This window comes from Phycisphaeraceae bacterium (assembly GCA_020851465.1).
Classification (GTDB): domain Bacteria; phylum Planctomycetota; class Phycisphaerae; order Phycisphaerales; family Phycisphaeraceae; genus JADZCR01.
On sequence record JADZCR010000008.1, the window covers coordinates 72,383 to 88,067 of the forward strand.

General features: G+C 59.6%; 10 protein-coding genes. 6 read left to right on the forward strand and 4 right to left on the reverse strand.

Features of this window, described 5'->3' with window-relative positions; translation table 11 throughout:
• Positions 1–75 precede the first annotated feature (75 nt).
• Positions 76–699 carry a hypothetical protein gene (locus tag IT444_10635; GenBank protein ID MCC7193225.1) on the reverse strand — a complete coding sequence of 208 codons (624 nt, stop codon included), beginning with the start codon at positions 697–699 and terminating at the stop codon, positions 76–78.
• A gap of 389 nt (positions 700–1,088) precedes the next feature.
• On the opposite strand from IT444_10635, the gene IT444_10640 reads away from it, so the two are divergent.
• Complete coding sequence (locus tag IT444_10640; GenBank protein MCC7193226.1) at positions 1,089–1,463, forward strand: DUF3467 domain-containing protein; 375 nt, start codon at positions 1,089–1,091, stop codon at positions 1,461–1,463.
• A gap of 174 nt (positions 1,464–1,637) precedes the next feature.
• On the forward strand, positions 1,638–2,387 hold the full coding sequence (locus IT444_10645; protein MCC7193227.1) for a transglutaminase domain-containing protein: 750 nt from the start codon (positions 1,638–1,640) through the stop codon (positions 2,385–2,387).
• Positions 2,388–2,415: 28 nt separating this feature from the next.
• On the opposite strand, the gene IT444_10650 is transcribed toward IT444_10645, so the two are convergent.
• The 3 genes from IT444_10650 to IT444_10660 form a co-directional block, all read right to left on the reverse strand.
• On the reverse strand, positions 2,416–3,645 hold the full coding sequence (locus tag IT444_10650) for a BNR-4 repeat-containing protein (GenBank protein MCC7193228.1): 1,230 nt from the start codon (positions 3,643–3,645) through the stop codon (positions 2,416–2,418).
• A 57-nt stretch (positions 3,646–3,702) separates the two neighbouring features.
• Positions 3,703–5,082 carry a hypothetical protein gene (locus tag IT444_10655; protein MCC7193229.1) on the reverse strand — a complete coding sequence of 460 codons (1,380 nt, stop codon included), beginning with the start codon at positions 5,080–5,082 and terminating at the stop codon, positions 3,703–3,705.
• A 111-nt stretch (positions 5,083–5,193) separates the two neighbouring features.
• Entirely contained in the window at positions 5,194–5,934 is a 741-nt protein-coding gene (locus IT444_10660; protein ID MCC7193230.1) for a PEP-CTERM sorting domain-containing protein, read from the reverse strand.
• Positions 5,935–6,310: 376 nt separating this feature from the next.
• Between IT444_10660 and IT444_10665 the strand changes: the two genes are divergently transcribed.
• From IT444_10665 to topA, 4 genes are all read left to right on the forward strand, one after another.
• Positions 6,311–9,511: an efflux RND transporter permease subunit gene (locus IT444_10665; GenBank protein ID MCC7193231.1), complete on the forward strand. Its 3,201-nt coding sequence runs from the start codon at positions 6,311–6,313 to the stop codon at positions 9,509–9,511.
• Positions 9,512–9,633: 122 nt separating this feature from the next.
• Complete coding sequence (acs, locus tag IT444_10670; protein ID MCC7193232.1) at positions 9,634–11,637, forward strand: acetate--CoA ligase; 2,004 nt, start codon at positions 9,634–9,636, stop codon at positions 11,635–11,637.
• Positions 11,638–11,739: 102 nt separating this feature from the next.
• On the forward strand, positions 11,740–12,705 hold the full coding sequence (gene miaA / locus IT444_10675) for a tRNA (adenosine(37)-N6)-dimethylallyltransferase MiaA (GenBank protein ID MCC7193233.1): 966 nt from the start codon (positions 11,740–11,742) through the stop codon (positions 12,703–12,705).
• 229 nt (positions 12,706–12,934) lie between these two features.
• A complete protein-coding gene (topA, locus tag IT444_10680; protein ID MCC7193234.1) occupies positions 12,935–15,661 on the forward strand; it encodes a type I DNA topoisomerase in 2,727 nt (908 codons plus the stop codon).
• Positions 15,662–15,685 lie beyond the last annotated feature (24 nt).

Consider the following 15,685-nt stretch of genomic DNA (forward strand, 5'->3'; position numbering starts at 1 on the left):
CCCTCTCCACATCCAAAAACCCGAATTATCACGTCTAGACAATCAGTACCAACGAGACACTCGACTCCTGCGATCTCAAGCGCGGGAGAAAGCCCGCGCGGGACGACGTACCGCGTAGAGCCCCGCCGCAGCAAGCCCCAACAGGCTCAACATCGCAACCTGAGGTTCAGGAACGGGATTTCCGCCGCCACCCTGATTGACGCGGATGGTCTGGCCATTGGGATAGCTCACAGGAACAGGAGGAAATGCTGCTTCACCAATCCCGCCGGTATCCGTCGAATAAAGCAGGAAGTCAAAGCCGAAGAAATCAATGGATGGTCCGACGTTGATCGTCGTGGAGCCTGCGTTCATCGCCATGAGTTGCAGGGTAAAGAGAATCTGAGGCGAGCCGATACCGCGACCGATATCGTCGTACGCACCAGCAACACCTTCGAGTGTCTGACCCGCACCGGGGCCATTCACCAGCGAGCCGTCGCTGCCGAACGATGCGTCAGGCCTGACCACCGAACCGGGTACGACTTGCAGAATCGACCGATCGCTGACCAGAAAGTCGGTGTCGAACGAGAAGATGCCATCCTCAACGTCCGGATTATTGACCAGAGCCTTAACCGTGGCGGTGGTCGTCTGACCGACGTTCAGGACATTGTTTTCGACTTCAATGGTGACAGTGACGCTTGGATCGCCCTGGGTCTGAGCCATCAAAGATGACCCGAGCGCCAATGACGCCACAAACGCAGCCAATAACGCTGTAACTCGCTTTGTAAACACTATTTCTCCTTCCTCAAAGATTGTGTTTAGAACGGTGGTTTTACACGAAAATACCCTGACGATGAAGTGGTACGATTATAACCCAAAATACCTAAAAAAGCAACAGTTGCGCTATAATTTTGCAGTTTTGCAGTTGAGGCCGATAACTTCGCAACAACCGATTTTAGGGGGCTAGCTCCCATTGCCGCATCAAGTCAGTGCGTCGATGGCACGATGAGGAATGCTCGTGATTGTCGATTGTGTTCGAGGGGCGAATCGTCCGATATAAACCCTCGCCACGACCTACCCTGATCTCCACCTAACCGACAGGAATCGCTCCCATGTCAGAAACTCCCGCCAGCAACGATCCGCAAATCGAAAACCACGCCCGCGAACAGGTCGGCAGCCGACAGGTCCGCATGCGCATCGATGAGCGCGGCCTGACGACAACCTACGCCAACGCCTTCCGTACCAACAGCTCTCCCGAAGAAGTCATCATTGACTTCGGGCTTAATCTCGTCACCCAGCCCGCCCAGCGCGACGGCGGCAAGGACGGGACACCCGGCGAAATCCTCTTCCAGGTCACCAACCGCACGATCATGAACTACTACTCCGCCAAACGGCTCGCGATCACGCTGACCCAGATGATCAAGAGACACGAAGATCAGTTTGGTAACCTCGAACTCAACGCTGAGACTCGACGCAAAAAGAAGTAAGCGCGTCGAATTACATCCCCAATCATCCGCAGCAAGGCCGACGGAACACGTCGGTCTTGTTATATGCGCAATTCGCGCGGGATTTCGGAATGAGGTCAATCTCTCATTGACGCTGCGCACCATCCGGGCGTGGTTTCTGATTACAATCTCCGTCCCCACAGACAGGAGTTTCCCGTGTCCACCACGACCACCGCCCGCCCCGCCGCCGCACGCCACATTGATCAGCGTTACATGCCCCGCGTGGGTGGGATCGACCTTGAGCAGTCGCTCAACTACATCGCCGTCGCCGACGCCGGCGTGGATTTCTGCTACCGCTGCTACACCGGCAGCCGCCTGCCTTATCAAAAGGGTGCCCGGCCTGTGCTGGAAAAAATCGCAGCCGAGGTGACCGCGGGATCATCCGACCAGCGCGAAGCGGCGCTCCGGTTGAATGACTGGGTTTCCCGGAAGGTCGCCTGGGCCGGCTACCACTGGAAACACAAGGGCAAACGCCTCGCCACCGATCTGGCGTTGTCCGAGGAGAACCTCATCGAGCAGGGCTACGGCTGGTGCAATGAGCAAGTCCGCGTGCTCTGCTGCCTCACTCAGGTGATTGATATTCCCTCACGCATCGTCTTCGCCTGCAATCGGGCAGGCAACTACGGCCACTGCGTCACGGAAGTGCTGCTGGCGGGACAATGGTTGATGCTCGACGAGTCGTTCGGCTATGCCTTCGAGTTCAACGGCAAGCCGGTACGTGCGGTGGATGTGTTCGGCGATATCAGAATGCGCGAACACTTCCAGCCCATCTACAAAAAAATGTGCGACGACCTGATCAAGGAACTCGGCCACAGCATCCTCGACGGAGACTTCGCCATGTCCGTCTCGCCCAATCCGCTCGATGGCTTTGAAGTGATCGGGTTCCACAATCACTTCGTTCACTGAACGACGACTCGCTGCAGTTCCGACGAGTTCACTCGACCGACACAGCCCAGACTTCGCTGTCAACTTTCTCCTCGCTGAACGGGCCGTGCGTAAAAAGAATCGTCGGTGAATGGACAGGATGAAACGGCCCTGGTCGTGAAATTGCCGGCAACCAACTTGGTGCCGCCGAATCTGTCGTGCTGATTTGCTGACACGCAAATTGACGCCCTTCGTCGGTCGATGCCAGATAAAAAACTTCCGTGGACGGATCACGCCAGGTATGCGATGACGCAGCGGTCGATGCGGCGATCACCACATGGATGCGGTCAGCGGTATCAATCGTCATGCTGCCATCGGTCGGTACGCGATCGGCAGGAAGAAACCGGCTGAGATCAACCGTTTCCCACGCCTTTCCCGTCCAATGTGACAGCGGCAGATAGCGGTCGTTGCCCTTCTGCTTGCCTGTAAGAATCCAGGGCCGACCACGGGAGTCACAGACCAACCCCCAGTTGCGCGGATCGTCCTCCGCAGGCGGGTGAGGCACCGCAAAGCGAGATTCGTACAGGATGGGAGTATCGACTGTCGCACCCGACAGATCGGCCCAGGTCTTGCCGTCATCAACCGACTTGAGCAGCGCAACACCCAGCGAGTACCCGCGTTGCTCGGAATAAAAATGTCCCGACACATACAACGTGCCCTGATGATCGGAAGTGATGATCGGGCCGAGGTGGGTATATCCAGGATCAATGTCCTGCGCCATCAGCGGCCGTGCGGACTCCCAAGCTTTGCCGGGGCGTTGTCTCTGGAACATCAGCGGATGCGGCTTCTCCCCGCCGCGATACACCAGACAATCCATGCCCGAATACGTATGAAGCAGGTAGCCATACGTCGCGTTGTAACCGACGACCACTGCATTCCTGCCGATGGCGTCGAGCGAGTTGGGTTCTGTTGCCGTGCAGTGTTTGAACGTACCGCAGGGCCAGCGATCGGGGTAAATACCCCACGGACCATGCGGGCCGAACGTCAGGTGCAGTCGCTGCGCCGCATCCACGGTCAGCGACGGGTGGTTGTGATTATCCGCGCCGTCTCCGATGGAAATCGTTGGCCCCCACTGGCGCGTCGCGTGATCAAACGTCCTGCCGCGCGTTTGAGCCGGCGCATCCGTCCAGACCACATGCGTTTTGCCGGCTATCGTCACGCACTTATTTGAAAATCCATACGCGGTCGCACGGTCGGAGCCTTGCGACGAAAGCAGAAATGGTTTGCCGAGCTGCCCCATCGAATTAACTTTTCCTGCTGACTATTCAGGTTGGCGGGATTGGTCTGTCTTAATGCGTCAGGTGAACAACTCGGCGATTCCCTTGACCGTGATCTCCACGAGTTCCTGGCCGCCTTCGGGTCCGACCTTGCTGACGACGGGCAGTGCGCCATAGCTGCCGCCATCGACACCGCGTTGCGTCGGCAGATACCAGCCCAAGCCGGCGGTGATCTGCGCCAGAAACGTCTGGGCTGCGACACTGCGGGCTTTGATCTGCTGCCCATAATCCACGTAAATCTCAAACGGATTAGTCGCCAGCACCATCTCGCCGAGTCGCAGGAAATGCAGTTCAGCCTTCACCGGCTGGCTCTTGAGCTTGCCGTCGAATATGTCCACCACGCGCTGTAGCCGCGACGGCCACCACGAGGCGGGATCCATATTCCTTTTCAACGCGGCGGCGTGCTCTCTCTCGGACCAGTCGCGTTCCTTCCGTGAAATCTGACGCGGCGTAAGCGTCACGCGCTTGATGCTGTGAATCACCGGCGTCGGGCCATCATCAGGTTTTGTACACGCCAGGGCACGCTCAACCTCTCCCGCCACGCGCTGCGCGATCTCCTGCCGTTCCGTGATGCCGCGACGTTGGCGCATCAATTCTTCCTGCTTGCTGTTGAGGATGAAATGGGGCGACTGATCGCCCGCGATGCCGCAAAGCGGCAACACCCAGAGCCGCTCACCCAGACGGCGGCGAAGCTCGACGCGGATGTCATGCCAGAAGTCGGCGGAGAATTTCTCGATATGCTCATCCACCTGCGCGGGACAAGGCACATCGAGCATGATGCCACTCAGACGGCCGGAGGTGTCCCAGATAAAAAGCATGTCGAGCGAGTGATCCTCCTGCCCCTCGATGCCACGGAATTCCGGCAGCGCAGCATTGCCGTACATCCGCGTTGAGCCGTCGGCGTAATACGGGCGGCGATTGTGCGCCACGACCGCATGACCGAATGCCCGACCGATCCGCGCCGGTGCCAGCGACCGCCATGCTTCGACTACCGCTTCGGCTGCGCGATCTGCCAGCAGCGTCATACATTCTCGCGCGGTCATAACGTCTCCGCCGGGGTCCACATAAAAACCTTCGATGAACGCCAGAGACGCATGGGTGTGCGTCCCGGTCATGATGAGGTTGTCGGCAGGCAGTTCCGGCAGCGTCCGCGCCAGACGCTGACGCACAGCCGCCATCAACTCCTCGGAGACGGTCACCAGATCAAAGGAGACAAGTACCGTGCGATGAGGATAGGCTCCGCCCGCTGCGCCTGCCGGCGCAGAGTCGCCCTCGATAGCCATGGCGGTGAGTGTTAACGGGTCCATTGCTTCGCGGGCGATGCGATTGTGCATTTGCCCCATCAGCAAGGCCGGTCGATTCGGCACAATACTTCGTGACGCCCATCCGATTTTGAGCATGATCCTGTCCCTTGAAAGTCAAGACGGACATCATAATCAGTGCGCAAAATCAAATTGAGCCGCAGGGGGACTGCGACGAAATTAATGCGAAATGAACGACGAACATCTGGATCAGCCGCGCTGACGCCGTGAAAGAATCAACGCGCTACCCAGCCCCAGCAGGCAAAGCGATGCAGGCTCAGGTGTGCTGAAGACAAAGTTGCTGATGCCTCGTGAGCCGTTTGAGTCGTCCCCGAAAACCAAGCTGAGCGTGTGACCGGCGGTCGCACTGACGTTGGGTGAGAAAGTGTTATGCGTCGTGCCGGAAATCGTGGTGTTGGTCAGTGGTCCCCACATGCTGACGGGCGTGCCACCGACATCTTTGATGACCTCGATGTGAGGCATGACGCGGTCGGTTTTGTAACCCGCCAGATCGAAGCTCTCCAGCGTGACCGTTTTTCCGTTGAGAGGAATCAGACGGATTTCAACGTAGTAAGGTGGAATCTGGCCGTTGTAGATCACCTGAGCCAGGTCACCAAAGTTATCCCCCGGTTGGCTGTAGTAGGCGACCGCACCGGTATAAAAATTGTCGAGAGGATTAGTCGGGTGGTAGTAACGGTACTCAACATTGACGTCAGGAGTGTAGCCACCGGCTGATCCGTATCGCCAATTGGCGCCGGCTGGATCGAAATCCGTCACTGCATCGCCATAGTTTTGGAAACTGTACCCGCCGTTGGCTATGCGCGTGGTCTTGGTCGAGTCGGTGTAGAACTCAAAGGTCAGCGATGTCGCCTCCGCGATGCCGCTTATTGCGAACAGCAACATCAGCACGGAAGCACTCAACAGCAATCGGGGCGAGGTCATCGAAGACATGCTTTCTTCCTCCTGTTGGCTTTTCGACAATCCGCGGACTGGTCAACCTGAAATCGACCTTGAACGCGGTCTCCTCAAATCTATCGCAAAAATCTAGGAATTCAAGACTATTTCAACCTTCTGCCTGAGTAAATTTTACCTTTTTGCCACCTAATAAGGAAGCGGTCAATGCTCCCGTCGAGGGAAATCGAATCCCGACGGATATAGCTTATCCGTCAGGCTTCCATACTATTTGCAAGCTAAAGTGTTGCTCCGCGTTTCACCTGAAATCCACCGCCCCCCGGAAACCAACCCCGGAAGCTAACCCTCGGAAGCTAATCCCCCGCAAACACGGACCATTACTGCAGGGGATGGCCTGATCGTAGAAGCAGCCCTCATGCAACGACTAGCCGAAATCTGTATTCGTCGGCCGATCTTCGCCTCGATGATTATCCTCGCGCTGGTGGTCGTGGGTGTCACCAGCTATATGCGGCTAGGTGTGGATCGACTTCCCTCGGTGGACCTGCCCACCGTCAGCATCCGCACGACGCTTGCCGGTGCCTCTCCGGAGGAAATGGAAAGCGAAGTCACGAAGGTCATTGAGGAAGTCGTCAACACGGTCGAGGGCATTGATGAGCTGCGCTCGATCTCCGGAGCAGGCGCCTCGGTGGTGATCGCCACCTTCAAGCTCAATCGGAACATCGACTCCGCGGCGCAGGATGTGCGTGATCGCGTGCAGACTGCCTTGCGTCGCCTGCCGGATGACGCGGACCCGCCGGTGGTGAGCAAGGTTGACAATGACTCGACGCCGGTGCTTTCGATCGCGGTCTCAGGTGAGCGGACAATCCGGGAGCTAACCGAGATCGCTGACAAGATCGTGAAGGTTCGACTGGAGCGATCCACGGGTGTGGGTCAGATCAACCTTTCCGGCGGACTGGAACGAACAATCAACATCTGGGTCAACGCTGACAGACTGGCGGCCCACCGCCTGCCCATCACTGCGGTGCGTGATGCCATCGCCCGTGAAAATGCGGATGTTCCCGGCGGAAACGTCACCGGCAGCGACCGGGAGCAGATCCTCCGCACCACAGCCAAGCTCAAGGATGCGGCAGCTTTTGAGCGGGTCGTGATCGCCAACATCAACGGCGCACCGCTGCGGGTCAGCGACATCGGCCGGGCGGAGGACGGCAATCGCGAACCGCGCTCCTTCGCCCGGCTCAACGGCAAGCCGGCGGTGGTGCTCGATGTCGTCCGACAGTCCGGCGCCAACACCGTCGAAGTCATCGAGGGGATCAAGGAAAAACTTCCCCAGGTACTCGACGAGGTACCACCGGGCGTCCGGGTTGAAGTCATCCGCGATCAGTCACGCTACATCTACGCAGCCCTGCATGAGATCGACACGCACCTGATTCTCGGCAGCGTCCTGGCGTGTCTGGTCGTCCTCGCCTTCATGCGGAGCTGGCGTTCCACGATCATCGCATCCGTGGCGATCCCGGCCTCGGTCATCTCAACCTTCGGCATGATGTGGGCGCTGGGCTTCACGCTCAATGCGGTCACCATGCTCGCGCTGGTTTTGATGGTCGGCATCGTGATCGACGATGCGATCGTCGTGCTGGAAAATATCTATCGCTTTGTCGAGGAAAAGAAAATGAACCCGATGGACGCCGCCCGCGAGGCGACCGCTGAAATCGGGCTGGCAGTGCTCGCGACGACGCTGAGTCTGGTCGTCATCTTCGTCCCCGTTTCGTTCATGTCGAGTATTTCCGGGCGGTTTCTCTACCAATTCGGCATCACGGCGGCGGTCGCGGTCCTGGTCAGCCTGCTCGTGTCGTTCACACTCACGCCGATGATGAGCGCGCGGCTGCTGCGAACGAATGATTCCAGCCACGGCGGTCACGCAGCCGCGGAAGCGAAGTCACGCGGCGGGTTTTACGGCGTCATCGACCGCGGCTACACCGCGTTGCTCAAACTCGCCATGCGCTTTCGCATTCCCGTCGCCTTTGTCGGCCTGCTCGTGATCCTTTCGGCAATCCCCCTCTACCGCGCGGTCCGACAGGAGTACACGCCTAGCGACGTGGATGAGGCGGAGTTCAGCCTCAACGTCACCGCCCGTGAGGGTACGAGTCTTTCAGCCATGGACGGCGCGATGAAAGCCATTGAGGACGACGTGCGTCAGATCGTCGTCAACGGCCAAAAGCCCGTGCAGGTCATGCTCACGACCATCGGCGGCGGATTTCTCGGACAGGTCAATCAGGGCAGCGCGTATATCCGCATCGCTCCGCATGAACAACGGATTTTCTCGCTCGGTCGGTTGTGGCGGGAACTGATCCACGGCAGACCACGCCAGGCCTTTGCTGGGAATTACTCGCAACGCGATGTGATGCTGGCGATCCGTAAAAAGCTGGCACAATACTCCGACCTGCGCACCTCGGTGCGGAACTATCCCTCTTTCAACATCGGCGGCGGAAACTTCGACATCGACTTCGCCATCCGCGGACCCGAATTGTCCGTGCTGGCGGCCAAGGCGGAAGAGCTGCGCATCAAATCCAAAGACCTCGGCGGAATCGTCGATGCCGACACCACGCTCAAACTCGACAAGCCCGAACTCCACGTGGAACTCGACCGCGAACGGGCCGCTGACCTGCACATCAACGCCCGCGACCTGGGAGCCACGCTGCGATTGATGGTCGGCGGTGCGGAGGAGATTTCACGCTTCCGTGATGAATCACTCAACGAAGATTACGACGTGCAACTGCGCCTCAGCGAGGACTTCCGCAACAAGGCGTCGTCCCTGTCGCAGTTGTACGTGCCGCGAAACGACGGCGGCGTGATCGAACTTGCCAATGTCGCCTCCATCCGTGACACCGGAAGCGCTTCGCGCATCGACCGCCTCGACCGTCAGCGCGTCGTCAATCTCCGTGCCTCGATCGGGCCGGGCTACGCACTGGCGGATCGTCTCGAGGCGTTGCGCCACGCTTCGACCGAACTGGGCCTGCCGCAGGGTTACACCACGGTGGTCGTCGGTCGCGGCCGCGAACTGGAACGGACCTTCACCGAATTTCTCTGGGCGTTTCTCCTTTCGATCATCTTCATGTACATGATCCTGGCGGCACAATATGAGAGCCTCATCCATCCGCTGACGATCCTGCTCTCGCTGCCGCTGTCGGTGCCTTTCGCTCTGCTGTCGCTCTACCTGACCGGCGGCACGCTCAATCTCTACTCGGCCCTGGGCATCCTGGTGCTTTTCGGCGTCGTGAAAAAGAACTCGATCCTTCAGATCGATCACATGAACAAACTCCGCGCTGACGGCATGCCTCGCTACGAAGCGATCATCCGGGGTAACCGCGATCGTCTGCGACCCATTCTGATGACCACGCTCGCACTGGTCGCGGGAATGCTGCCTCTGTGGATCGGCACCGGACCCGGCGCGGAGGAGCGCCGCGCCGTAGCGGTCGTGGTCATCGGTGGTCAGACACTCTCACTGCTGCTGACGCTGATCGTCACGCCGGTGGCTTATTCGCTGTTCGACGACCTGCGCTTCGCCTCCCGCCGGGAAAAGCCGGCGCCACTCCCCGCAGAAATCGCCGCGGGAAAGTGAGGCGATAAGGGCGCAGGGTTTCGATGCCTGCCACCCCTAACCTTGCCCCTGCGCGATCATCCCCTTAAGCTAATTCCCCGCTCATTTTTCGGCGGGATGTATCACGAACGCAGGAGACCAACATGACCCAATCGGTAAGTCTCAACAACATCGTCGGCGGTAACGTCAACTCGCTGCTCAACGAGCACCGAAAGTTTCCTCCGCCAGCCAACATCTCCAAAGTCGCCTGGTTCAAGTCGATGGCTGACTACGAAAAGGTCTATAAGGAATCCATCGACAACCCGGAAAAGTTCTGGGGTGAAAAGGCAAGCGAACTCGAATGGTTCACCCGGTGGAACAAGGTTCTCGACTGGAAGCTGCCGGACGCGAAATGGTTCGTCGGCGGCAAGACCAACGTCGCCTACAACTGCCTCGACCGGCAGGTCAAGGCGGGGCTGGGTGACAAGCTCGCGCTGGTGTGGGAAGGCGAGCCGATGGAAAACGGCCGCCCGGAGATCAAACGCTACACCTACAACGAGCTGCTGAGCGAAGTGAGCCGCTTCGCCAACGTGCTCAAGAATCTGGGGGTCCGCAAGGGTGACATCGTCACGATCTACATGCCGATGATCCCTGAGCTGGCGATCGCGATGCTCGCCTGCTCGCGTATCGGCGCGCCGCACTCGATCATCTTCGGTGGTTTTGCCGCCAGCGCAATCAAGGATCGCGTCGATGACGCCAAGAGCCGGATCATCATCACCGCCGACGGCGGCTATCGCCGCGGGAAAGTGGTACCGCTCAAGGACACGGTGGATGAAGCACTCAAGACCACGGACATCGTCAAGACGGTGGTCGTGTTCGACCGGGTGAAGGCGAACTCGTGCAAGATGACTGCCGGCCGCGATTTCAAGTGGTCGGAGCTGATGGCCAAAGCCAGCGCCGAATGCCCCGCTGAACCGATGGATTCCGAAGACCTGCTGTTCATCCTCTACACGTCGGGGTCAACCGGCAAACCCAAGGGCATCATGCACACAACCGGCGGGTACATGGTTTTTACCTACCTGACCAACAAATACGTCTTCGACCTGCACGGCGACGATCCGAACGAAATGCACTGGTGTACGGCGGACATCGGCTGGGTCACCGGCCACAGCTACATCATCTACGGCGTGATGCCCAACCGCGTGCCGACGCTGATGTTCGAGGGCGCGCCGAACTTTCCGGGCAACGACCGCTTCTGGGACATCATCGCGCGGCATAAGGTGACGAAGTTCTACACCGCGCCGACGGCGATCCGTGCCTTCATGAAATGGGGCGATCAGGAACCGGCCAAGCACGATCTGTCGAGCCTCAAAATCCTCGGTAGCGTCGGTGAGCCGATCAACCCCGAAGCGTGGATGTGGTATCACGAGCACATCGGCGGCAAACGCTGCCCGATCGTGGACACCTGGTGGCAGACAGAGACCGGCGGGCACATGCTCACTCCTCTGCCGGGCGCGATGACCACGACACCCGGCTCGTGCTCGCGGCCGTTCTTCGGCATTGATATCGCCGTCGTGGATAAGAACGGCAAGGAACTGCCCGCCGACACGGGCGGCTTCCTCGTGGTTCGCAAGCCCTGGCCGAGCATGTTGCGCGGCATCTGGGGCGACCGTGAGCGATTCGTCAAGACCTACTTCGGCGAGATTCAGGGCGTGTACTTCGCCGGTGACGGCGCGCGTAAAGACCCGGAGGGCAACTTCTGGGTCATGGGTCGCGTGGACGACGTGATCAACGTCTCCGGCCACCGCCTGGGAACAATGGAAGTCGAGAGCGCGCTGGTGAGCCACCCGTTCGTCGCCGAGGCTGCCGTTGTCGGCGTGCCTCATGAGATCAAAGGCACCGGCATTGCCGCGTTCGTCACGCTCAAGATGGGCCGCACGCCGGATGAAAAACTCAAAGAGGAACTGGGCAAGCACGTGACCAAGGAGATCGGTGCGATCGCCCGACCGGACCAGATTCGCTTTACCGAGTCATTACCCAAGACGCGCAGCGGCAAGATTATGCGGCGGCTGCTGCGTGAAGTCGCCGCCGGCGGCGAGGTCAAGGGTGATACGACCACGCTTGAAGATTTTTCCGTGCTGGCGAAATTGAAGGACACCGAAGAATAAGCGATTCCCGATGCGGTGATCCTCGTTGATGTCCGTGGTACAGCGACGGCGCGGATGTCGCGCGGGATGTCGGATCGCGTCGAAACCCGTGGCAGGATTTTCGTGTCGTCCCATATTCGCCCCATCGTCCTCGTCGGCCCGACCGCCGGCGGTAAAAGTGAGCTGGCTGTGGCGCTGGCGGAGCGACTCTCTCCGCGCGGGCAGATCATCAACGCCGACTCCATGCAGGTTTACCGCCACATGGAGGCCGGCACCGCCAAACCTTCTCGCCTGCTGCGCGATCGTGTGCCTCATCATCTCATCGACATCGTTGAGCCGACGGAACGGTTCACCGTCGCTGACTGGATCAGTCGCGCCGAACCCCTGATCGCACAGCTTCAGACGCAGCAGCAGCGACCGATCATCGTCGGCGGGACCAACCTGTACCTGCGCGGTCTCCTTGAAGGGATGTTTGAAGGCCCGGATCAGGACGCGGAATACCGCGCCACGCTGTCAATCCTGACGCCTCACGAGTTGCATGCGCGTTTACAGAAAGTCGATCCTCGCTCCGCGGAACGCATCCATCCCAACGATCAGAAAAAACTCGTCCGTGCGCTGGAAGTTCATCACCTGACCGGCCAGCCATTAAGCTCGATGCAAACTCAGTGGGAATCTTTCCAGTCGCGGCGCGATCAAACGCCGCAATATCGACACGATCCGATTCTGCTGGGGTTGGACTGGCCGGTGGAAGCCATCAACCGCAGAATCAATGCGCGGGTGAAGGAGATGTTTTTCCCGACTGATCCAGCCGTCGAGAGTCTGCCCGCCGAGACGCGGCGGCTCAAGGAAGCCGGACTGCTTGGGCCGCAGGCAAGCGAAGCGCTGGGATATAAGCAGGTGCTTGACCATCTCTCCTCGCCGTCCGACATCAGCCTTGATGACGCATTCGAGAAGACAAAGATTCTGACCCGCCGTTTTGCCAAGTCGCAACGAACCTGGCTCAAGCGATATCAGGGGGTAACGTGGCTGCCAGCCGATGAGCTGCCTGCGGAGGAATTGACGGCAAAGGCTCTGGCGGCGGTCCAATAACCGTATTGATGAGGGTATAACCGAGAGTCGAAAAAAAAGTTCGTATTAGGCTCAGAATTGGCCGCCCTCTTAAGTTCTTTAATTCCATGGTCTTGAGAAGTATTACTTGACAACTGCCACTTAGCTTGCTCAAGTTAGCCTCCGATTTTCGTCGGAAGCCGGACGCTGAATCGTCGATAGACGCACAGTCCCGGCATGCCCGGTCGGATGCCGGGCATTGAAGGATAACATGGCCAAGACGAAGCGTTCCCAACCCGACTCCGCCTCAGCAGACGCTCAAGCGTCCGCTACCGCTGCGAAGAAATCTCCTCGTTCCCGACAAGCCGGCCGCGCCGCGGGAGGACGCCCCCGAAATGCCGACGGCAAGCATCTGGTCATCGTCGAAAGTCCGACCAAAGCCAAGACCATCAATAAGTACCTGGGATCCGAGTATGTCGTGATGGCCAGCGTCGGGCATGTGCGCGACCTGCCCAGCAGCTCGGCCGGTCTGAAGGGCAAAAAGCGTCCGCCGGTCCCCGGGGTCGATCTCGAACACGATTTCAAACCCACCTACGAGATCATGCCCGCCAAGCGGCAGACCGTGACCGACCTGAAAAAGGTCGCCAAGAGCGCAGCGGATGTGTGGTTTGCGACCGACCTCGACCGTGAGGGCGAAGCGATCGCCTGGCATCTGGCGCAGGCTCTGGATGTGCCATTAAAGACTGCCAAGCGTGTGGTCTTCAACGCGATCACCAAGGGTGAAATTCAGAACGCCTTCAACCATCCGCGCTCGATTGATGAAAACAAGGTTAACGCGCAGCAGGCCCGCCGCATCCTTGACCGGATCGTCGGTTATCAGGTTTCGCCGCTGCTCTGGAAAAAAGTCGCGGGCGGTTTGAGTGCCGGTCGTGTGCAGTCGGTCGCGGTGCGTCTGGTCGTCGAGCGGGAGCGGCTGATCGAAGCGTTCGTGCCTGAGGAATTTTGGAAGATCACCGGTTACTTCACCCCCGACCTGAAAAACGCCGCTGCGCTTTCGCGTGAGCTGCGTGAATGGCTGGCGGCGGCGGACAAGGCTGAGCCGCGCACGATCCGCGAGCGGATCGGATGGGTCGGACAGCGCGGCGCGCTGCGTGCAGAGCTTGTCGAGGTCGGCGGCAAGGAATTCAAGGCGGTTGACCGCGAAGAAACACTGGCGACGGCACGGAAACTGGGCTTCTCCCTCGACTCGGCGGATGATCGGCAGGATGAAAAAGGCCGCGGCCCGGCGAAATTCCTCACCACGCTCCACGGCCACGTCGAGAATCCCCCTCGCTACAACGTCCACTCGATCCAGACCAAACGGGTCAGCTCACGACCGCCCGGCCCGTTCATCACCAGCACACTCCAGCAGAACGCATCCACGCGGCTGGGATTCCCGCTCCAGCGCACCATGCGCGTCGCGCAGCAACTCTACGAGGGCATCGATCTCAAGGGCATGGGTGGCCCTACCGGCCTGATCACCTACATGCGTACCGACTCGACGCATCTGTCGGGCGAGGCGCTGAACATGGCGCGGAGCTTCATCGATCGGAGTTATGGCGCCAAATATCTGCCGGAGAAGCCGAACTTTTTCGCTTCAAGCAACAAGGCTGCGCAGGAGGCTCACGAGGCCATCCGCCCTACGGATGCCGCGTTAACGCCCGACAAAATCCGCTCGTACCTCAACGAGGAGCAGTTCAAGCTTTACCGCATGATCTGGGAGCGTTTCGTTGCCTGCCAGATGGTCAATGCGGAGTGGGACTCGACGACGGTGATGATCGCAGCGGAGAACGGAGAATCGGGACGAAATGACGCAGGCGCTGCGCCGATGGCACTTTTCAAGTCCACCGGCCGCTCGCTGGTGTTTGACGGCTACCTGAAAGTGTCGGGGATTCCCAACGCTGGCGACGAGGCGTTGCTCCCGCCGCTGAAGGAAGCGCAACCGCTCGCGCCGCTGCACATCGACCCGACGCAGCACTTCACCAGCCCGCCGCCGCGGTTCAACGAGGCATCGCTTCAGAAAAAGCTCGAAGAAGAAGGCATCGGTCGCCCCAGTACCTACGCGGCAATCATCTCCACCATTCAGGATCGCGGCTACGTTTCACAGCTCTCCCAGCGTGACCGACGGCTCTATGCGACCGATCTGGGTAAGGTTGTCACCGATAAGCTCGTCGAGGCGTTTCCCACGATCATGGACGTGGCCTACACCCGCGAGATGGAAGGGGAACTCGACAAGATCGAGGAGGAGCATCACGACTGGGTGCAGATGCTCCACAATTTCTACGGACCATTCAAGAAATATCTGGAGACGGCGCACGGCACGATGGTCCACGCCAAGGCGGAGACCGAAGAATCGGAGTACACCTGCCCGGAATGCAACGCGCCGATGGTGTACCGCTTCGGTAAAAGCGGGCGTTTTCTCTCCTGCGGTCGCTATCCCGATTGCAAGTACGCGGTGCAGATCGACCGTGAGGGAAAGCCGCAGCCGCCGGAGCTTTCCGACATCGCCTGTCCGATCTGCAAGGGTCCGATGACGCGGCGGGTCGGCAAGTTTGGTCCGTTCCTGGGCTGCCAAAACTATCCGACGTGCAAAGGCATCGTGCGGCTCGACCCGAAAAAGGGAGGGGTCATCGCACCCAAGACTCCGCCGCTGCTGACCGATCTGCCGTGCAACAAGTGCGGCAATCCGCTGAACCTGCGCCGCTCGGCGCGCGGACCGTGGCTGTCGTGCTCGACCTTCCCGAAATGTCGCGGACGATTGGCGTGGACGGCGGTCGATCCCGATAAGCAGGCGAAACTCGAAGCGGCGTTGAGCGATCACGAGCGGGCGAATCCGCAGCCGAAGATCACGACTCTCGACGGCCGCGAGGTGGCGGACGGTTACGTGCCTCAGGTACAGGGCGCGGAAGCCCATGATGAGCCGCCACCGGACGCCTCATCCATTGAAGATGCCGCCTGACGGCGACCATCGCGTCAGTGACAA

Bases quoted from the DNA above. Each gene is read 5' to 3' on its own strand.
- acs (MCC7193232.1), top strand. From the start codon at position 9,634: ATGACCCAATCGGTAAGTCTCAACAACATCGTCGGCGGTAACGTCAAC.
- IT444_10650 (MCC7193228.1), bottom strand. From the start codon at position 3,645: ATGGGGCAGCTCGGCAAACCATTTCTGCTTTCGTCGCAAGGCTCCGAC.
- IT444_10655 (MCC7193229.1), bottom strand. From the start codon at position 5,082: ATGCTCAAAATCGGATGGGCGTCACGAAGTATTGTGCCGAATCGACCG.
- IT444_10660 (MCC7193230.1), bottom strand. From the start codon at position 5,934: ATGTCTTCGATGACCTCGCCCCGATTGCTGTTGAGTGCTTCCGTGCTG.
- IT444_10635 (MCC7193225.1), bottom strand. From the start codon at position 699: ATGGCTCAGACCCAGGGCGATCCAAGCGTCACTGTCACCATTGAAGTC.
- IT444_10665 (MCC7193231.1), top strand. From the start codon at position 6,311: ATGCAACGACTAGCCGAAATCTGTATTCGTCGGCCGATCTTCGCCTCG.
- IT444_10640 (MCC7193226.1), top strand. From the start codon at position 1,089: ATGTCAGAAACTCCCGCCAGCAACGATCCGCAAATCGAAAACCACGCC.
- topA (MCC7193234.1), top strand. From the start codon at position 12,935: ATGGCCAAGACGAAGCGTTCCCAACCCGACTCCGCCTCAGCAGACGCT.